Raw genomic sequence first — 19,963 nt, forward strand, 5'->3', positions numbered from 1 at the left:
CGGTACGCCCCGGCGCCGTCAGCCCGCCGACAAGGACTCCAGCTCTTCCTGGATCTCCAGCCATTGCTCTTCCAGCAGGCCGTGCCGCTTGCTCAGGTCGCCGTGTTCCTCCAGCACCTTCAGGCGCTCTTCACGGCGGGCGTCCGAATAGAATTCGGGATCGGCGATCAGCGCGTCGAGCATTTGCAGGCGCTTGCCGGCCGCCTCCATGTCCGCTTCGATTTTCTTCAATCGGGCGTCCAGCGGCTTGCGCAGGACGGCAAGGCGCTGACGCTCCTCGGCCTCCTGGCGGCGCTGCGTCTTGCGGTCCACCGCGGATTCGGGCGCCGCGGCCTGCGCCTCGTTGCGGGCCTCGGCCCGCGCGGTCGCGCTGCGCTCGGCCAGCCAGTCCCGGTAGTCCTCCAGGTCGCCGTCGAACTCCTGCACGCCGCCGTCGGCGACGATCCAGAAGCTGTCCACCGTCGTGCGCAGCAGATGCCTGTCGTGCGAGACCAGCAGCACGCTGCCGGCGAACTCGGCCAGCGCCGTCGCCAGGGCCTCGCGGGTGTCCACGTCCAGGTGGTTGCTGGGCTCATCCAGCAACAGCAGGTTGGGTTTTTGCCAGACGATCAGCGACAGGGCCAGTCGGGCTTTTTCGCCGCCGGACATGGGCGCGATCGGGCTGTTCACCGTGTCGCCGCTGAAGCCGAATCCGCCCAGGTAGTTGCGCAGTTCCTGCTCGCGGGTCTGCGGGGCCAGTCGCAGCAGATGCTGCAGCGGCGTGGATGCAGGGTCCAGCATGTCCAGTTGGTGCTGGGCGAAATAGCCGATCTCCAGTCCCCGGGATGCGCGGCGTTCGCCCGCCAGGACCGGCAGCTCGTCGGCCAGCGTCTTGATCAGGGTGCTTTTTCCGGCGCCGTTCACGCCCAGCACACCGATGCGGGCGCCGCCCCGCACCATGAGCTGTACGTCGCCGAGGATGCGGCGGCTGCCGCCGTCTTCGTTCTGGTAGCCGGTGGAAACCTTGTCCAGCACCAGCAAGGGGTCGGGCATGCTGGTGGGTTCGGGAATGCGTATGTCGATTCCCGCTTCCGCCTGCAAGGGCGCCAGGACTTCCATGCGGGCCAGCGCCTTCACGCGGCTTTGCGCCTGCTTGGCTTTGGTCGCCTTGGCCTTGAAGCGATCGATGAAGCCTTGCAGCCTGGCCGTTTCGCGCGTCTGCCTGTCCCAGGCCAGTCGGGTCTGGCGCAGGCGCTCGGCGCGCTGGGTCAGGAAGTCTTCATAGCCGCCCTTGTAGCGCAGCAGCTTCGCCTGGTCGAAATGCAATATAGCCTTGGCCACGGCGTCCAGGAATTCGGTGTCGTGCGAAATGAGCAGGACCGTGCCCTGATAGGCGCCCAGCCACCGCTCCAGCCAAAGCATGGCGTCCAGGTCCAGGTGGTTGGTGGGCTCGTCCAGCAACAGCAGTTCGGAAGGCGCCATCAGCGCCCGCGCAAGCGCCAGCCGCATTTGCCAGCCACCCGAGAAACTCTTGACGGGACTCATCCATTGCGCCGGAGCGAAGCCCAGGCCGGCCAGCAGCTGTTCGGCACGTGACGGAGCGCTCCAGGCATCGGCCTCGACCAGCGCCGATTCCAGCTCGGCGATGCGGTGGCCGTTGCTGTCGGGGATTGCGGCGCGCTCGGCCTGCAGGGCGCGCAAATGCGTGTCTCCGTCGATGACGAACTCGCGCGCGGGCATGTCGTTGTGGCTGATCTCCTGTTCGACGCTGGCGATGCGCCAGCCGGCCGGAATGAGGAGGCTGCCGGCATCAGGATCCAGCCTGCCTTGCAACAGGGAAAACAAGGTGGATTTGCCGGCTCCGTTCTTGCCGACGATGCCGACCCGCTCGCCGGGATTGACGACGAAATCGGCCTCCTCCAGCAGCACTTTGGTGCCGCGGCGCAGTGTCAAACCAGTGGCGCGGATCACGGGGCCAATTGCTCCCGCGTCAGCAACAGGATCTGGTCCTCGGTGTTTTCAGTGCTCAGCCAGACCGGTTCCAGGTCGGGAAACGCGGCGATGAAATTCGAGTATTCATTGCCGATCTCCAGGACCAGCATCCCGCCGGGAGCCAGGAAGTCCGGCGCCTGATCCAGCAGGCGGCGCACCAGATCCATGCCGTCCTCGCCGCCCGCCAGGGCCAGGGTGGGCTCGTGGCGGTACTCTTGCGGCAGGTTCTCCATGGAGTGGTTGTTGACGTAAGGCGGGTTGCAGACGATGAGCGAGTATTCGCACTGCGGCAACTGGTCGAACAGATCGCTGCAATGGGTGGTGACCCGCCCGTCCAGCCCCGACAGCTCGATGTTCTGGTCGGCCACTTCGAGAGCATGTTCGGAAATGTCCACCGCATCGACCTGGGCATTCGGGAAGGCCAGGGCGGCCAGCACCGCCAGGCAGCCCGAGCCGGTGCAAAGGTCCAGCACGAAATCGACCTCGTCCGGATCCGCCACCCAGGGGCTCAGGCCGTCGGCCAGCAGTTCGGAAATGGGCGAGCGCGGGATGATGACGCGCGGGTCGACCACGAAGCGGTGGCCCTGAAGCCAGGCTTCGCCGGTCAGGTAGGCCGCGGGCACGTGGTCCGTGATGCGGCGCTCCAGCAGCTTCAGGAAACGCTCGCGTTCTTCGGGCAGGACGCGCGCATCCAGGAAGGGATCCAGGGTGTCCAGCGGCAGGTGCAAGGTGTGCAGCAGCAGATAGGCGGCTTCGTCCCAGGCGTTGTCGCTGCCGTGCCCGAAAGACAGGCGCGAGGCGTTGAACTGGCTGACGGCATAGCGCATCAGGTCGCGCAGCGTGAACAGTTCGTGGTGGGCGGTTTCGTGCATGCTGGCTCCGGTCAGTCTGGGTCGGGCAGCAAGAGCCCGAGCGTGCGGCGATAGATATTCTTCAGCGGCTCAAGGGTATCCAGCCGGATATGCTCGTTCACCTGATGAATGCTGGCGTTGATGGGGCCGAATTCGATGACCTGCTTGCAGATCTTGGCGATGAAACGGCCGTCCGAAGTGCCGCCGGTCGTGGAAAGCTGTGTCGCTACTCCGGTTTCGTCAAGTATGGCTTGTTCCAGCGCTTTGCTCAAGCCGCCTTTCGGCGTCAGGAAGGGCTCGCCGCCCAGCGTCCAGTCCAGGCCGTAATCCAGCCCGTGGCGTTCAAGTATGGCGGCGACCCGCGCCTTCAGGCTTTCGGGCGTGCTGGCGGTGGAAAAGCGGAAATTGAAGTCCAGCACCGCCGTGCCGGGGACGACATTCGTCGCACCTGTGCCCGAATGCAGGTTGGAAACCTGGAAGGTGGTCGCCGGAAAATATTCGTTGCCGGCATCCCATTCCTGCGTCGTCAATTCGACCAGGGCGGGCGCCAGCAAATGGATGGGGTTGCGCGCCAGATGCGGATAGGCCACATGGCCCTGCCTGCCTTTCACGGTCAGCCGGCCCGACAGCGAGCCGCGCCGACCGTTCTTGACGGTGTCGCCCAGGCGGTCCACCGAGGTGGGCTCGCCCACGATGCAGTAGTCCAGTTGCTCGCCCCGCGCCGACAGCGCCTGGCAGACCTTGACCGTGCCATCCACCGACGGGCCTTCCTCGTCGGCGGTGATCAGCAGGCCTATCGAGCCGCTGTGGCCGGGATGGGCGGCCACGAATTCTTCGGCGGCGACCACAAAGGCGGCGATCGAGCCTTTCATGTCGGCCGCGCCGCGGCCGTACAGGTTTCCGTCGCGCTCGGTCGGCGTGAAAGGCGGGCTGTCCCAGCGTTCCAGCGGCCCGGTCGGAACGACGTCGGTGTGGCCGGCGAACACCAGCAAGGGACCCGCGTCGCCGCGCCGGGCCCACAGGTTCTTCACGTCGCCGTACGCCAGCGTCTCGCAGGTGAAGCCCGCCGCTTGCAGGCGGGCCGCGAGCAGGTCCTGGCAGCCCTGGTCATCGGGCGTTACGGAAGGCCGGGCAATAAGATCCCTGGTCAATTGGAGGACGGCGGAATCGGACATCAGGCCCTCAGCAGTTCGTTGATGCTGGTCTTGGACCGGGTCTGGGCGTCGACGCGCTTGACGATGACGGCGCAGGCCAGGCTGTGCGAACCGTCGGCCGAGGGCAGCGATCCGGGCACGACCACCGAGCCCGAGGGTACGCGGCCGTAGGTGATCTCGCCCGTCGCCCGGTCGTATATCTTGGTGCTTTGGGAAATGAAGACGCCCATGGCCAGCACCGAGTTCTCTTCGACGATCACGCCCTCGACGATTTCGGAGCGCGCGCCGATGAAGCAGTTGTCCTCGATGATGGTGGGGTTGGCCTGCAGGGGTTCGAGCACCCCGCCTATGCCCACGCCGCCCGACAGGTGCACATTCTTGCCGATTTGCGCGCACGAGCCCACGGTTGCCCAGGTGTCGACCATGGTGCCTTCGTCGACATAGGCGCCGACATTGACGTAGGACGGCATCAGCACCACATTCTTGCCGATGAACGCGCCTTTGCGGGCCACGGCCGGGGGAACGACGCGAAAACCGGCCGAGGCGAAGTCCTGGGCTTCGTAGCGTTCGAATTTCGTTGCCACCTTGTCATAGAAGCGCAGGCCGTCGCCGCCCATGACCCGATTGTTTTCCAGGCGGAACGAAAGCAGCACCGCCTTTTTGACCCACTGATGCACTACCCACTCGCCGCCTGTTTTCTCGGCGACACGCAAGCGGCCGCGGTCCAGGGCGTCCAGCGTAGCCTGTACGGCTTCATATACGGCGCTGTGTCCGGACGTCGGGGAGATGTCGGCACGGGCATCCCATGCTTGTTCGATTGTGCTTTGCAGGTCTGTGGTCATAGGCGTTCTACTTATATGGAGGGAAGTGCAAGAGGGTTTTGGACATCCAGGGCCGTCTTGCTGCCGGCCCGGGATGGAGGAGGCCGGTGTCTAGCTCCGTGCGCCCCGTATGAAGCCGGCGATCCGTTCGGCGGCTTCGACGCACTGCTGCTTTGGAGCGACCAAAGCGATCCGGATACGGCCGGCGCCGGGGTTCTCGCCATGCGCTTCGCGTGCCAGGAAGCTGCCCGGCAGGGCGGTGACGCCGGTGGCGCCGTAAAGATCGCGCACGAAATCGGCATCGTCGCCCGGCGTGCGGGCCCACAGGTAGAAGGCGGCGTCGGGCCAGTCCACGTCCAGCACGGGTTTCAGTATGGGCAGGACCGCCTCGAACTTTTCACGGTAGAGCCGGCGATTCTCGACGACATGGGCCTCGTCGCTCCAGGCGGCAATGCTGGCCTGCGAGACCACGGGGCTGATCGCGCTGCCGTGGTAGGTGCGGTACAGAAGGAACTGGCCGATCAGCCTGGCGTCGCCCGCGACGAAGCCGGAGCGTAATCCAGGCACGTTGGAGCGCTTGGACAGGCTGGAAAAGCAGACCAGGTTGCGGTAGTCGCTTCGGCCAAGCAGGCTAGCCGCCTGCATGGCGCCCAGTGGCTTGTCGGATTCGTCAAAGTAGATCTCCGAATAGCATTCATCCGCCGCGATGGCAAAGCCGTGTTCGTCCGACAGGGCGAACAGTGTTTTCCAGTCCTCCAGCGGCATGACGTTGCCGGCCGGATTTCCCGGCGAGCAGACAAACAGCAACTGCGTGCGGCGCCAGACGTCGGCCGGCACCGCTTTCCAGTCGTAGCCGAAACCAAGGTCGGCCCGCGAATTGATGAAATAAGGCTGGGCGCCGGCCAGCAGGGCCGCGCCTTCGTATATCTGATAGAAGGGGTTGGGGCAGACCACCAGCGCGCCGGCGCCCGGATCGATCACGGCTTGCGCGAAGGCGAAAAGCGCCTCGCGCGAACCCAGGGCGGGCAGTACCTGCGTATCGGGATCGGGGCGTTCGATGCCGTAGCGCCGGGCGATCCAGTCGGCGATCGCCGAGCGCAGGGCCGGGTCGCCCTTGGTCGGCGGATAGACCGACAGCCCGCCCATGGCTTCTTGCATGGCCTGGATCACCAAGGCCGGCGCGGCATGCTTGGGTTCGCCGATGGAAAGATTGACGGGTGCGGATTGCGGGACGGAAGCCTGGGCGAGCAAGCGCCTTAGTTTTTCGAAGGGATAAGGGTGCAGGGCGCTTAGTCGGGGATTCATTGTTGCCGGATCAAAAGGCGTGGGCCGGCGATTTTAGCAAGCGTATCCAACCTTGCCTGGCTGCGCTGCCGCCTGGCAAGCATGGGCCGGGGCAATCTCGCGCCTTTTTGTCTTTGCACCGGTAAGGCTTTAGCCGGTATTGCGCCTGATAGCACAAAAAACAATATATGGTGCGAACGGAGAGACTCGAACTCTCACACCTCTCGGCGCCAGAACCTAAATCTGGTGCGTCTACCAATTCCGCCACGTTCGCATTCATTAGGCAAGCCAAACATTATAGCTTTTTTTCAGTCCCGCGCAATGTCGGAACGGGGCTGAAAGCAGCCTGGGGCCAGCGATCGAGGATGCCGGGAGAGCCAGGCGCAGTGGTCCTAGTACACTGGCGCTTCGCCCTCGGGACGGCGCTTGAAGCGGCGGTGCACCCAATAGTACTGATCCGGTGTGCTGCGTATGCGTTCTTCCAGGAACTGGTTGGTGCGCAGCGCGTCGGCATGGGCGTCGCCGCTGGGAAAGTTTTCCAGCGCGTCGAAAATATTCAGCCTGTAGCCGCGATAGCCGGGCAGCACCTCGGCCACGAAGGGCACGACGCGCGCGCCCGATAGCTGCGCCAGCCGGGATACGGCCGTCAGGGTGCAGGCCTGGACGCCGAAGAAAGGCACGAACACGGAGTCTCGCAGGCCGAAATCCATGTCGGCCGCCAGCATGATGGGAGTTCCCGACTTGAGCACCTTGAGTATCTCGCGGGCGCTGCCGTTGCGGGGAATCATCTTCGTGCCGAAGCGGCCCCGCTGCTCGCGCGAGATCGTGTCGGTGACGACGTCCGACATGGGAGTGTAGATCGAGGCGACGGGATGCAATATGGAGTAATACATGCAGGTCGCCTCTATGGCGGCAAAGTGGAATCCCAGGAAGATGGTGGGCTGCTCGTAGCGATCGCGCAGTTCGATGGCGCTGTTCAATTCGACCAGGCGGGACAGGGCGGCCGCGCTGCCATACCACTGCATGCCTCGTTCCAGGTAGCTGCGTATGACATGCCTGAATGTCGAGCGCGCCAGCCCTTCGCGCTGGGCTTCGGAGTGTTCGGGAAAGCACAGGCGCAGATTGGTGTGCAGGATGCGCTTGCGCTTGCCGGGGATTCTGTAAAGCAGCGATCCCAGCATTTCGCCCAGTCGGGCGACCAGGCCATAGGGCAGTGTTGAAAGGACGCGAAGAAGGCCTGATGTCAATGCGTTTTGTGTGCTGTTTTTCATGAAGGGGGGCGTGCGCGATGCAGGGAGCCCGTGTCAGGCCGGTCGATCATGCTAGCACGTTCTGTGGACGGGCTTGTGAAGTTTCGATCAAGGCGGCTGCATGCCCGGCGTCCCGGCGCGCCGCGGCCCTGGAAGCGGTGTTTGGATGGGCCTTTCGACTTTCCGGTAAAATGACTCGTTTATTCGTTCAATTACTCATTTATATAGGTCCCGAATGCAACCCGAGGTTGAAATTTTGTCCGGCCTGGAGCGCCGTGTTGATCTGGCCGTTTCGATTGCCGATGTGGAAAAAGAAGTCCAGGCTCAGCTCAAGCGCGTCGCCCGCACCGCTAAAGTTCAGGGTTTTCGTCCAGGAAAAGCGCCGCTTTCCCTGATCGAGCGCAGCCATGGACCTGGCATCCGCTACGACGTGATCAACACCGAAGTCGGCCGTTCGCTGGATAAGGTCATCGGCGAGGCCAAGCTGCGCGTCGCGGGCACGCCCAATCTGGAACCCAAGACCGAAGGCGTCGAAGAGGGCGTCATGGCGTTTTCGGCCACCTTCGAAGTCTATCCCGAAGTCCAGGTGCCCGAATTGTCGGCCCTGCAGGTCAAGCGCGCCCAGACACAGGTGGGCGATGCCGAAGTGCAGCGCACGGTCGATATCCTGCGCAAGCAGCGCGCCAAGTACGAAGCGCGCGACGGCCGCGAAGCGCAAGACGATGACCGCATCACCCTGGATTTCGTGGGCACCATCGATGGCGTGGCCTTCGACGGCGGCGCCGCCGAGAAATTCCCGTTCGTCCTGGGCCAGGGCCGCATGCTGCCCGAATTCGAAACCGCCGTGCGCGGCATGAAGGCCGGCGAATCCAAGACGTTCCCGCTGACTTTCCCCGAGGAATACGGCAGCAAGGCCGTTGCCGGCAAGACGGCCGAGTTCAAGATCACCGTCACGGAAGTCGCCGAACCCGTCCTGCCCGAAGTCGATGCTGAATTCGCCAAGTCGCTGGGCCAGCCCGAAGGCGACGTCCAGAAGCTGCTGGCCGATGTACGCGCCAACATCGAGCGCGAGGTCAAGGCCCGCGCCCAGGCACGCACCAAGGCCAGCGTCATGGACGCGCTGGTGGAAGCATGCTCGTTCGAGGTGCCCAAGGCACTGGTCGAGAACGACGCGCAAGGCCGTGTCGCCGCCGCCCGCGAGGAACTCAAGCAGCGCGGCGTGCCCAATGCCGACTCCATGCCCATTCCTGCCGATGCGTTCACGGCCGAGTCCGAGCGCCGCGTGCGCCTGGGCCTGCTGGTGTCCGAACTGGTGCAAAGCGCCGACCTGCAAGCCAAGCCCGAACAGGTTCGCGCCCGCATCGAGGAATTCGCCCAGAACTACGAGCAGCCCGCGCAAGTCGTGGCCTACTACCTTTCCGACCGTCAGCGCCGCGCTGAAATCGAAGCCATCGTGCTGGAAGACAACGTGGTCGACCACGTCTTGTCCAAAGCGCAGGTCAGCGACGAGGACGTCGCCTTCGAAGAACTCATGGGGACCAACTAAATGTCACGATTTACCGATTTTTACGCCTCAATGTATGGTGGTGACTCGGTGACCCCAACGGGGCTGGGCTACGTGCCCATCGTGATAGAACAGTCCGGGCGCGGCGAGCGCTCGTACGATATTTACTCGCGCCTGCTGCGCGAGCGCGTGATCTTCTTTGTCGGCCCCGTGAATGATCATTCCGCCAATCTGGTGGTGGCCCAGCTGCTGTTCCTTGAATCGGAAAACCCCGACAAGGACATCTCGCTGTACATCAACTCGCCCGGCGGTTCGGTTTATGCGGGCATGGCCATTTACGACACGATGCAGTTCGTCAAGCCCGATGTGTCCACGCTTTGCACCGGCATTGCGGCCAGCATGGGCGCTTTCCTTCTGGCGGCGGGCACCAAGGGCAAGCGCTATACCTTGCCCAATTCGCGCATCATGATTCACCAGCCCTCGGGCGGTGCGCAGGGGCAGGCCTCCGACATCCAGATCCAGGCGCGGGAAATCCTCAGCTTGCGCGAACGCCTGAACACCATTCTGGCCAACAACACGGGGCAGCCAGTCGAACGCATCGAAGTGGACACCGAGCGCGACAATTTCATGTCGGCGGAAGATGCGGTATCGTATGGTTTGGTCGATAAAGTACTGGTCTCCCGCGCTGACGGGGCCTAGGCCAGCCGGTCGGTGGGCGCCGCGCCCACCGGTTATTACCCGACAGGCAAGTTCTAGTACTTTGTCCTGTCCACTGAACTGAACGAAGAGTTTTATGCCTGAAAAAAAAGGATCGGCGGACGATAAAGTATTGCATTGTTCATTTTGCAATAAAAGCCAGCACGAGGTTCGCAAGCTGATCGCCGGACCCTCGGTTTTCATCTGCGACGAGTGCATCGACCTGTGCAACGACATCATTGTCGAGGAAAGCCAGGAAGCGGCCCGTGACGCGATCCGCAACGAATTGCCCACGCCCCACGAAATCAAGGCTTTCCTGGATGGCTACGTCATCGGCCAGGACATTCCCAAGCGCAACCTGGCGGTGGCGGTCTACAACCATTACAAGCGCCTGCGCTACGGCGAGGCCAAGGGCGATGGCGTCGAACTGTCCAAAAGCAATATCCTGCTCATCGGTCCCACCGGGTCGGGCAAGACGCTGCTGGCGCAGACGCTGGCCCGCATGCTGGACGTGCCTTTCGTGATGGCCGACGCCACCACGCTGACCGAGGCCGGCTACGTGGGCGAAGACGTCGAGAACATCATCCAGAAGCTGCTGCAGAACTGCAGCTACGATGTCGAGAAGGCGCAGCGCGCCATCATCTACATCGATGAAATCGATAAAATTTCGCGCAAGGCCGACAATCCATCCATCACGCGCGATGTTTCCGGCGAAGGCGTGCAGCAGGCCCTGCTCAAGCTGATCGAAGGCACGGTTGCGTCAGTGCCGCCGCAGGGCGGGCGCAAGCACCCCAACCAGGACTTCGTCCAGGTCGACACCACCAACATCCTGTTCATCGTAGGCGGCGCCTTCGACGGGCTGGAAAAAATCATCCGCGACCGCAGCGAAAGGTCGGGCATCGGTTTTTCCGCCACCGTGCGCGCCAAGACCGAGCGTGGCGTGGGCGAGCTGTTCGCCGAAGTCGAGCCCGAAGACCTCATCAAGTTCGGCCTGATCCCTGAACTGGTCGGACGCCTGCCCGTCGTGGCCACCCTGGAAGAGCTCCAGGAAGACACGCTGATACGCATTCTTACCGAACCCAAGAATTCGCTGATCAAGCAGTTCCAGAAACTGTTCGAGATGGAAGAAGTCGAGCTCGAAGTGCGTCCCGCAGCGCTGGCGGCCATTGCCAAGCGCGCCATCAAGCGCCGCACAGGCGCCCGCGGGCTGCGCTCCATCGTGGAACAATCCTTGCTGGGCACCATGTACGAACTTCCTTCCCAGAAGAACGTCAAAAGGGTGGTGTTGGACGAAAATGCGGTCTCGGGCAAGGGCGCGCCCATGCTCATCTACGGGGACGAGGCCAAGGCGGCGGATGCCTCCGGCCGACAAGGGGCTTCCAAGAAGCTGAAGGATGCCGCCGCCTAGGAAATACCTTGGAATTACCGCTATGTAATCCGGAATTGCCGTTGTAGACTTGAAAACCTGGCTATCGTCACTACATACACCTACAGGTAGTACTCAAAAAGGGAGGCCTTGGCTTCCCTTTTGCATCTAGAGGTAAATTTTAAGGAAATTACTATGTCTGCGAGCCAGATTCTTACTTCAGAACCCACGGACTTGCCGCTGTTGCCCTTGCGCGACGTGGTGGTATTTCCGCACATGGTGATTCCTCTGTTTGTTGGCCGTCCGCGTTCCATCAAGGCCCTGGAGCTGGCCATGGAATCGGGCAACAACATCATGCTGGTGGCGCAGAAGTCCGCCGGCAAGGACGATCCCACTCCCGAAGATCTTTACGACATCGGTTGCGTTGCCAGCATCCTGCAAATGCTCAAGCTGCCCGACGGCACCGTCAAGGTGCTGGTGGAAGGCTTGCAACGCGCGCGTATCCAGAAGGTCACCGAGGCCGAAACACACTTCATGTCGGTCGTGGTGCCGGTCGAGCCCGAAACGGGCGAAGGCCCCGAATCCGAGGCCCTGCGCCGCGCGGTGGTGGCCCAGTTCGAGCAATACGTCAAACTGAACAAGAAGATTCCGCAAGAGATCCTGACATCCCTTACGGGCATCGACGATGCCGGCCGCCTGGCCGACACGATCTCGGCCCATTTGCCCCTGAAGCTCGAGCAGAAGCAGAAGATGCTCGAAGTCACGGGCACCGCCGAACGCCTGGAAAGCCTGCTGTCGCAGCTTGAGTCCGAAATCGACATCCTGCAGGTCGAAAAGCGCATACGCGGCCGGGTCAAGAAGCAGATGGAAAAGAGCCAGCGCGACTACTATCTGAACGAGCAGGTCAAGGCCATTCAGAAGGAGCTGGGCGAAGGCGAGGACGGCGCCGACATCGAGGAACTCGAAAAGAAGATCACCGCGGCCCAACTGCCCAAGGAAGCCCAGAAGAAGGCCGATGCCGAGCTCAAGAAGCTCAAGCTGATGTCGCCCATGTCGGCCGAAGCCACGGTCGTGCGCAATTACATCGATACGCTCATCGGCTTGCCCTGGCGCAAGAAAAGCCGCATCAACAACTCCATTTCCAATGCCGAAGACGTGCTCGACGCCGATCACTACGGCCTGGAGAAGGTGAAAGAGCGCATCATCGAATACCTGGCCGTACAGCAGCGCGTCGACAAGCTCAAGGCGCCCATCCTGTGCCTGGTCGGGCCTCCCGGCGTGGGCAAGACCTCGCTGGGGCAGTCCATCGCGCGCGCGACCAATCGCAAGTTCGTGCGCATGGCCCTGGGCGGCGTGCGCGACGAGGCCGAGATCCGCGGCCACCGCCGCACCTACATCGGCTCCATGCCGGGCAAGATCCTGCAGAACATGGCCAAGGTGTCCGTGCGCAACCCCTTGTTCCTGCTGGACGAAATCGACAAGATGGGTGCGGACTTCCGCGGCGATCCGTCCTCGGCCTTGCTGGAGGTGCTGGATCCGGAACAGAACCACACCTTCCAGGACCACTACATCGAGGTCGATTTCGACTTGTCCGACGTCATGTTCGTGGCCACCAGCAATACGCTGAACATTCCGCCGGCCCTGCTGGACCGCATGGAAGTCATACGTCTGTCGGGCTACACCGAAGACGAAAAGGTGCATATCGCCTTCGATCACCTGCTGCCCAAGCTGATGAAGAACAACGGCGTGCAGGAAGGCGAGATCACCATCGAGGAATCGGCGGTGCGCGACATCGTGCGCTACTACACGCGTGAAGCGGGTGTCCGGGCGCTGGAACGCGAGATCAGCAAGATCTGCCGCAAGGTCGTGAAGAAGCTGCTGGGCGCGAATCCCACGGTGCGCTCCGGCGGCCGGCGCAAGGCAGCGCCCGCGCAGGCGCTGGAACGTGTCACGGTCACCTCCGAGAACCTGAGCGATTTCCTGGGCGTGCGGCGTTTCAGTTTCGGCATGGCCGAGAAGGAAAACAAGGTGGGTCAGGTTACCGGCCTGGCCTGGACCGAGGTGGGCGGCGATCTGCTGACCATCGAGGTGGCCGACATGCCGGGCAAGGGCGTGGTGGTGCGCACGGGCTCGCTGGGCGACGTCATGAAGGAATCGGTCGAGGCGGCACGCACGGTTGTGCGCGCCAGGGCGCAGAAGTGGGGCATTGCCAATACGGCTTTCGAGAAGCGCGATCTGCACGTGCACTTCCCGGAAGGCGCAACCCCCAAGGACGGCCCTTCGGCGGGTATCGCCATCACGACGGCGATGGTGTCGGCACTGACGGGCATACCGGTGCGCGCCGACGTGGCCATGACGGGCGAAATCACGTTGCGCGGAGAGGTCCTGGGCATCGGCGGCCTGAAGGAAAAGCTGCTGGCGGCCCATCGCGGCGGGATCAAGGTGGTGATGATTCCGGAAGAAAACGTGAAGGATCTTGCGGATATTCCGGATAATGTGAAGAACCACCTGGAGATCATCCCGGTGCGCTGGATAGACCGGGTGCTAGAGGTCGCCTTGCAGAACATGCCTACGCCGTTGTCGGACGAGGAAGTCGCCCGTCTGGCGGCGGAAGCGGTCGCCAGCGCGAAGCAGGTCGGTGAATCGTCGGGTGGCGTCATGAAGCATTGATGCTTGTCGATCCCGGGGGCGTCTTTTGAAGCCGCCGCCTGGGCCGCTGACGCTGAAGGCTGTAGTCAAGGCTGAGTTCTGTATTGCACGGGGCTCAGCCCTTTTCTTTTTCTTGTGCCTGTTTCGTTAGGTCTAATCGCTGGGCGTGCTTGCTGTCTGCTTGCTTGCATCAGCGCAGGTGGGTGGGGCTGCGCTTGAGTCATGTAGCGATCAGACGATGAAACTTGCGATACGCGCGAATATAGATGAAATGGATCGGAAGGGACTCTGAAAAGGGTGTTGATAGCTTAGGACGATTTCACCGTTCAGACGTCGGGATTCACTATGAGCGCCGTGCAATCTGTGAAGTGCTTGTGGTATCCAGCGTTCATGAGCCGGTCGGCCAATAGACGGCTCGAACGAATCCAAGCACCTCGGATCGATAGTATCCAATCACTTTGGGCAATAATGGGCCTGGCCGATCAATGGAAGGTGTCTGCAGGCATGGCTGGCCCGGCGGTTTACGCGTGCGCCGCGCAGGCCCTTCGTTTTGGGGAGGCAAGACCGCGCCTGCTCGAGCAACAAGGGTGTTGGCAGCCCGGGGGGCTGCCAACGTTGCGAGTTTCGCGGTCGCCCCAAAACGAAGGGCCTGCGCGGGAAGTCCTGGCTTGCCAGGACCGCAACGCGTTTAGCCGGGCCAGCCATGCCTGCAGACACCGCTTGTCTTCCGAGCCAACGTCGCTACTCTTCCATGGCGTCTTGGCCAAGACGCCAGCCAACGCGCCCGCACCCTTACTGCAGCGGCGTATCCCGTATCAAGCCCACGGCGATGCCTTCCAGCGAGAATTCGTCTTCGGCCGAAACGACGATGGGCTGGAAATCGGGGTTTTCGGGCAGAAGCTGGATGACCCGGCCGTCGCGGGAGAAGCGCTTGACGGTGACCTCGTCGCCCAGGCGGGCCACGACGATCTGGCCGTTGCGCGCGTCGGGCGATTTCTTGACCGCCAGAAGGTCGCCGTCCAGGATGCCCGCGTCGCGCATGCTTAAACCGCGTACGCGAAGAAGGTAATCGGGAGTCTGGCTGAACAGCGCGGGTTCGATGCCGATTTCGCGTTCGACGTGTTCGGCGGCAAGAATGGGATTGCCCGCCGCCACGCGGCCCACCAGGGGCACCAGCAACTGCGACAGGGCGCTGCTGGCGGTTTCCAGCATGCTGGAGGACCTGTCGGCCGGCAGGTCGGGATCGACCAGCCGTATGCCCCGCGAGGCGCCTGCCGTAAGCTCGATGGCGCCTTTCCTGGCCAGTGCCTTCAGATGGTCTTCGGCGGCGTTGGCCGATTTGAAGCCCAGGGCGCGCGCGATTTCGGCCCGCGTCGGCGGAAAGCCGCTGCGGGTGATTTCGCTGCGTATGAGTTCGAGTATTTGCTGCTGACGCTCGGTAAGCTTGACGGCCATGGCAATCCAGACTGTGTTTTTATACAGTCTGGATTCTGCAATACTTTCAGTGAAAGATCAAGCCTTAAGCCAGGACTTTGGCGATCGAGGCCGCCACGTAGTCGATATTGCGGCTGTTCAGCGCGGCAACGCAGATGCGTCCGCTGCTGACCGCGTACACGCCATGTTCATCGCGCAGGCGGTCCACTTGTTCGGCGGTCAGGCCCGAGTATGAGAACATGCCGCGCTGGGCCAGGACGAAATCGAAGTTCTGGGTGACGCCGTGGGACTTGAGCTTTTCGACCAATTGCACGCGCATGCTGCGGATGCGTTCGCGCATGGCGGCCAGCTCGTTTGTCCACAGGCTGTAGAGCTCGGGCGTGTTCAGCACCGTGGCGACCACGGTGCCGCCGTGCGTGGGCGGGTTGGAGTAGTTGGTGCGGATCACGCGCTTGAGCTGGCTGAGCACGCGGCCGCTTTCTTCCTTGCTGGACGAAACCAGGGTCAGCGCGCCGACGCGCTCGCCGTACAGCGAGAAGGACTTGGAAAAGGACGAACTGATGAACATGGTCAGGTCGTGCTGCGCGAACAGGCGGACGACCGATGCGTCTTCTTCGAGGCCGTCGCCGAAGCCCTGATAGGCGATGTCTAGGAAGGGCACGAGATTGCGGGCCTTGACGGCTTCGACGATCTGCTGCCATTGCTCGAAGCTGGGGTCCACACCCGTGGGGTTGTGGCAGCAGGCGTGCAGGACGACGATGGTCTGCTCGGGCAGCGCTTGCAGCGAAGCCAGCATGCCTTCGAAGTCCAGGCCATGCGTGGCGGCGTCGTAGTAAGGATAGGTTTCCACGGTGAAACCGGCGCGCTCGAACAGGGCGCGGTGGTTTTCCCAGCTGGGGTTGCTGATGACGACCTTGGAGCCCGGCAGCAGTTGCTTCAGGAAATCGGCGCCGATCTTCAGGGCGCCCGTGCCGCCCAATGCCTGGGCGGTCAGCACGCGGCCCGCCGCGATAAGGGGCGAGCCTTCGCCCAGCAGCAGGGTTTGCGCGCCTTTGTTGTAGCCGGGTATGCCTTCGATGGGCAGGTAGCCGCGCGCGGCATGCGCTTCGATGCGCGCCGTTTCGGCCTTGCTGACCGCGTCCAGAAGGGGAATCCGCCCTTCGTCATCGTAGTACACGCCCACGCCAAGATTGACCTTGCCGGTTCGGGTATCCGCGTTATATTGTTCGTTCAGGCCTAGGATGGGGTCGCGCGGAGCGAGTTCGACGGATTCGAAGAGAGATTTCATTTTGAGGGAGTAAGGGTGGGAAGAGAAACTCGAAACATTAGTGTGATAATAAGGGGTTTACCCTGAAAGTGTCCAGCATGAACGCTCCCGCGCCCGGCTTCATAGAATACCCCGACAGTCCATTCCAGCTGTATCAGCCCTATCCCCCGGCGGGCGATCAGCCCACGGCGATCGACGCGCTGGTCGAGGGCATCGACGATGGGTTGATGTACCAGACTCTGCTGGGCGTCACCGGTTCGGGCAAGACCTATACCATGGCCAATGTCATCGCCCGCACGGGGCGCCCGGCCATCGTGCTGGCGCCCAACAAGACACTGGCGGCGCAGTTGTATGCCGAAATGCGCGAATTCTTCCCCAACAATGCGGTCGAATATTTCGTTTCCTACTATGACTACTATCAGCCCGAGGCCTATGTGGCGGCGCGCGACCTGTTCATCGAAAAGGATTCGTCCATCAATGAACACATCGAGCAGATGCGGCTGTCGGCCACCAAAAGCCTGTTGGAGCGGCGCGACACGGTCATCGTGGGTACCGTGTCGTGCATCTACGGCATCGGCAATCCCGGCGATTACCATGCCATGGTGCTGACCCTGCGCACCGGCGACCGCATCGCCCGGCAGGAGTTGCTGGGCCGCCTGGTGGCCATGCAGTATGAACGCAACGACGTGGAATTCGTCCGGGGCAATTTCCGGGCGCGCGGCGAGATCATCGATGTCTTCCCGGCGGAGCATGCCGAGCTGGCCTTGCGCATCACCTTGTTCGACGACGAGATCGAGACGCTGGAGATGTTCGATCCATTGACGGGCAAGGTCAAGCAGAAGATTCCGCGCTTCACCGTTTTCCCCAGCTCCCACTACGTCACGCCGCGCGAGACCGTGCTGCGCGCCATCGAGACCATCAAGATGGAGCTGCGCGAGCGCCTGGCCGCGCTGACGGCCGACGGCAAGCTGGTGGAAGCGCAACGGCTGGAGCAGCGCACCCGCTTCGACCTGGAAATGCTGCAGGAACTGGGTTTCTGCAAGGGTATCGAGAATTATTCCCGCCATCTGTCCGGCGCCTTGCCCGGCGAACCGCCGCCCACGCTCATCGACTACCTGCCCGCCGATGCATTGATGTTCATCGACGAAAGCCATGTCACCATGGGCCAGCTGAGCGCCATGTACCGGGGAGACCGCTCACGCAAGTCGACGCTGGTTCAGTTCGGCTTCCGCCTGCCGTCGGCCATGGACAACCGGCCGCTGCAGCTGGAGGAGTTCGAGCAGCGCATGCGCCAGTGCGTCTTCGTATCCGCCACGCCATCCACCTACGAAAAGGAGCATGCCGACAATGTGGTCGAGCAGGTGGTCCGGCCCACGGGCCTGGTCGACCCCGAGGTGGAGGTGCGGCCGGCGCTGACGCAGGTCGACGATCTGCTCGGCGAAATCAAGAAGCGGGTGGCCCGGCAGGAGAGGGTGCTGGTCACGACCCTGACCAAGCGCATGTCGGAAGACCTGACCGATTACCTGACCGAGAACGGCCTGAAGGTGCGCTATCTGCACTCGGACATCGATACCGTGGAGCGGGTGGAGATCATCCGCGACCTGCGGCTGGGGGTATTCGATGTGCTGGTGGGCATCAACCTGCTGCGCGAAGGCCTGGACATTCCGGAAGTATCGCTGGTGGCCATCCTGGATGCCGACAAAGAGGGATTCCTGCGATCCGAGCGCAGCCTGATCCAGACCATGGGCCGGGCCGCGCGCAACCTGAACGGACGAGCCATCTTGTATGCCGACCGGATCACCGACTCCATGCGCCGGGCCATGGACGAGACGGAGAGGCGGCGCGTCAAGCAACTGGAATTCAATGCCAAGCACGGCATCACGGCGCGCAGCGTCAGCAAGGCGGTGCGTGAGATGATCGATGGTGTGATGGTGGCGCCCGAAGCGGCATCGGCCGTCGACGATATTGCGCCCGAGGTATTGCGCGACGACAAGTCGCTGGCCAGGGAGATCCGCCGGCTGGAAAAGCTGATGATGGATCATGCCAAGAATCTGGAATTCGAGCAGGCGGCCGCCGCGCGGGACTCGCTGAACCGGCTCAAGCAAAAAGCCTTGCTTTCGTGAACCGTTCTGGTCGACGAGCCGATGGCGGCGATCATCCATCCTTACTGCTTGCGGTTGTATGCTTAAAACAAATTGTTGGGAAACCCCAACAATTTGTAGTTTTTAATGGCCCTGTCATCCCGCCCTGGCGGGCGGTCGACGCAGGGTCTTGCCAGCGCCCATCCTAGGGTTTACCATTACATATTTACGGGCCTAATGTTGCCGAAAACCCCTATGTTGCGGTGCATGAATATTGGCTTTTCAGCGGCTTGAAGCTGCCGTGCCGCAGTTCGCGGTTTTACACCGAAATAGCCGGTAACGTCTTATTGTGCTTCGGTTTTTCTGATTGTCAATGCTTGCAGGAACACAAATGTGGGCTTGCAAAAGGTCTTGCCTTACAACGGGTTTTCCCTCACACTCACGTCTATGATGACTAAGGTACTTTTCGTTTGCATGGGTAATATCTGTCGCTCGCCAAGCGCAGAGGGAGTGTTCCGCCGTTTAGTCGACGAAGCGGGGCTTTCCGATGTGGTTGGCGTCGATTCCGCTGGCACCCACAGCTTTCATATTGGCGAAGCGCCCGACGCGCGCGCCCAGGCGGCTGCGCGCAAGCGCGGCTACGAGCTTTCGCATTGCGTGGCCAGGCAGATCACGGCCGACGATTTCCGCGAATTCGACCTCATTCTGGCCATGGACTGGGAAAATCTTTCCGCATTGCAGCAGCAATGCCCGAAGATCTATCAGCACAAGCTCATGTTGCTCATGCGCTTTGCCAACGAATTCGAAGAAGCCACGGTGCCCGACCCGTACTACGGTGGCCCCGAAGGCTTCGGCAAGGTGCTCGACTACCTGGAAGACGCCTGTCAGGGCGTGATGGAACTCGTGCGCAAGCGCGCCTTGCAATACCAGGCCGCTTAACGTCCGTCGCCCATGCGGCATATAGCAAAACCGTGCCCCAGGCACGGTTTTTTCGTTTGGCGGCAGCACGCTTACCCTAGTGTTTTAGTCGGGAATTTGCTATACTTGACTATATTGGTCGGGTATAAAGTCGCCGGCCGATAATTTGATTGCATCAGGCTTTGGCAAGGAAATCACCATGCGTTTAACGACCAAGGGGCGTTTTGCGGTGACCGCCATGATTGATCTGGCGTTGCGGCAGCAAAGCGGGCCCGTCACTCTGGCGGCCATCAGTCAACGTCAGAATATTTCGCTGTCCTATTTGGAGCAGCTGTTCGGCAAATTGCGTCGCCACGAACTGGTTGACAGCATACGCGGTCCGGGCGGCGGTTACTCGCTGGCCCGCCTGGCGCGCAATATCACGGTGGCCGATATCATTTTCGCGGTGGACGAGCCGCTGGACGCCACCAGTTGCGGCGGCAAGGAAGACTGCAACGTCGGCCGCAATGGCAGCACGGGCAAGTGCATGACACACGAACTGTGGTCGACGCTCAATCGTAAAATGGTCGATTATCTGGATTCGGTGTCCTTGCAGGATCTGGTCGATCAGCAGCGCATGCGCCTGCTGCATGAGTCCACCCAGGCACAGGCCGCCATCCGCATCAACCGCTCGCCCGATGTGCTCATCGCGTCGTCGACGGTATAGAAACCTGGAGC

At 62.2% G+C, this 19,963-nt stretch carries 15 protein-coding genes and 1 tRNA gene; 7 read left to right on the forward strand and 9 right to left on the reverse strand.

The annotated features are described in order from the left end of the window. Positions 1-18 precede the first annotated feature (18 nt). The 7 genes from OEG81_RS07775 to OEG81_RS07805 all read right to left on the reverse strand — a co-directional run bounded on the left by OEG81_RS07775 (position 19) and on the right by OEG81_RS07805 (position 7,352). Entirely contained in the window at positions 19-1,950 is a 1,932-nt protein-coding gene (locus tag OEG81_RS07775; RefSeq protein WP_264132147.1) for an ABC-F family ATP-binding cassette domain-containing protein, read from the reverse strand. Beyond that, positions 1,947-2,843: a 50S ribosomal protein L3 N(5)-glutamine methyltransferase gene (prmB, locus tag OEG81_RS07780; protein WP_264132148.1), complete on the reverse strand. Its 897-nt coding sequence runs from the start codon at positions 2,841-2,843 to the stop codon at positions 1,947-1,949. Before prmB ends, OEG81_RS07775 begins: the two co-directional genes overlap by 4 nt. An 11-nt stretch (positions 2,844-2,854) precedes the next feature. Continuing rightward, a complete protein-coding gene (dapE, locus tag OEG81_RS07785) occupies positions 2,855-3,997 on the reverse strand; it encodes a succinyl-diaminopimelate desuccinylase (RefSeq protein ID WP_264132149.1) in 1,143 nt (380 codons plus the stop codon). Then, positions 3,997-4,818, reverse strand: coding sequence for a 2,3,4,5-tetrahydropyridine-2,6-dicarboxylate N-succinyltransferase (dapD, locus tag OEG81_RS07790; RefSeq protein WP_264132150.1), 822 nt, complete (start codon positions 4,816-4,818; stop codon positions 3,997-3,999). The genes dapE and dapD overlap by 1 nt, the downstream gene beginning before the upstream one ends. 90 nt (positions 4,819-4,908) lie before the next feature. Next, entirely contained in the window at positions 4,909-6,102 is a 1,194-nt protein-coding gene (gene dapC / locus OEG81_RS07795) for a succinyldiaminopimelate transaminase (protein WP_264132151.1), read from the reverse strand. Between the two features lie 168 nt (positions 6,103-6,270). Continuing rightward, positions 6,271-6,355, reverse strand: a tRNA-Leu gene (locus OEG81_RS07800). Between the two features lie 118 nt (positions 6,356-6,473). Beyond that, on the reverse strand, positions 6,474-7,352 hold the full coding sequence (locus tag OEG81_RS07805; protein WP_264132152.1) for a lipid A biosynthesis lauroyl acyltransferase: 879 nt from the start codon (positions 7,350-7,352) through the stop codon (positions 6,474-6,476). 214 nt (positions 7,353-7,566) lie between these two features. On the opposite strand from OEG81_RS07805, the gene tig reads away from it, so the two are divergent. From tig to lon, 4 genes are all read left to right on the forward strand, one after another. Continuing rightward, positions 7,567-8,877: a trigger factor gene (gene tig / locus OEG81_RS07810; protein ID WP_264132153.1), complete on the forward strand. Its 1,311-nt coding sequence runs from the start codon at positions 7,567-7,569 to the stop codon at positions 8,875-8,877. Beyond that, the gene (gene clpP, locus OEG81_RS07815; protein WP_264132154.1) at positions 8,878-9,534 is read left to right on the forward strand and encodes an ATP-dependent Clp endopeptidase proteolytic subunit ClpP; all 657 of its coding nucleotides are present in this window, start codon (positions 8,878-8,880) and stop codon (positions 9,532-9,534) included. A 94-nt stretch (positions 9,535-9,628) separates the two neighbouring features. Beyond that, a complete protein-coding gene (clpX, locus tag OEG81_RS07820; protein ID WP_264132155.1) occupies positions 9,629-10,939 on the forward strand; it encodes an ATP-dependent Clp protease ATP-binding subunit ClpX in 1,311 nt (436 codons plus the stop codon). Between the two features lie 153 nt (positions 10,940-11,092). Beyond that, positions 11,093-13,567 carry an endopeptidase La gene (gene lon / locus OEG81_RS07825; RefSeq protein ID WP_264132156.1) on the forward strand — a complete coding sequence of 825 codons (2,475 nt, stop codon included), beginning with the start codon at positions 11,093-11,095 and terminating at the stop codon, positions 13,565-13,567. A 771-nt stretch (positions 13,568-14,338) separates the two neighbouring features. Here lon and lexA read toward each other — a convergent pair. Beyond that, positions 14,339-15,001, reverse strand: coding sequence for a transcriptional repressor LexA (lexA, locus tag OEG81_RS07830; RefSeq protein WP_264132157.1), 663 nt, complete (start codon positions 14,999-15,001; stop codon positions 14,339-14,341). A 64-nt stretch (positions 15,002-15,065) separates the two neighbouring features. Beyond that, positions 15,066-16,268, reverse strand: coding sequence for an amino acid aminotransferase (locus tag OEG81_RS07835; protein WP_264132158.1), 1,203 nt, complete (start codon positions 16,266-16,268; stop codon positions 15,066-15,068). 77 nt (positions 16,269-16,345) lie between these two features. Between OEG81_RS07835 and uvrB the strand changes: the two genes are divergently transcribed. The 3 genes from uvrB (at position 16,346) to iscR (ending at position 19,952) form a co-directional block, all read left to right on the forward strand. Then, positions 16,346-18,370 (forward strand): excinuclease ABC subunit UvrB, encoded by a 2,025-nt coding sequence (uvrB, locus tag OEG81_RS07840; RefSeq protein WP_264132159.1) that lies wholly within the window; start codon positions 16,346-16,348, stop codon positions 18,368-18,370. Positions 18,371-18,775: 405 nt separating this feature from the next. Beyond that, positions 18,776-19,267, forward strand: coding sequence for a low molecular weight protein-tyrosine-phosphatase (locus tag OEG81_RS07845; RefSeq protein ID WP_264132526.1), 492 nt, complete (start codon positions 18,776-18,778; stop codon positions 19,265-19,267). Between the two features lie 178 nt (positions 19,268-19,445). Next, positions 19,446-19,952 (forward strand): Fe-S cluster assembly transcriptional regulator IscR, encoded by a 507-nt coding sequence (iscR, locus tag OEG81_RS07850; protein ID WP_264132161.1) that lies wholly within the window; start codon positions 19,446-19,448, stop codon positions 19,950-19,952. Positions 19,953-19,963 lie beyond the last annotated feature (11 nt).

The sequence above is a fragment of the Pollutimonas sp. M17 genome (genome assembly GCF_025836975.1).
In the GTDB taxonomy this organism is placed as follows: Bacteria; Pseudomonadota; Gammaproteobacteria; order Burkholderiales; family Burkholderiaceae_B.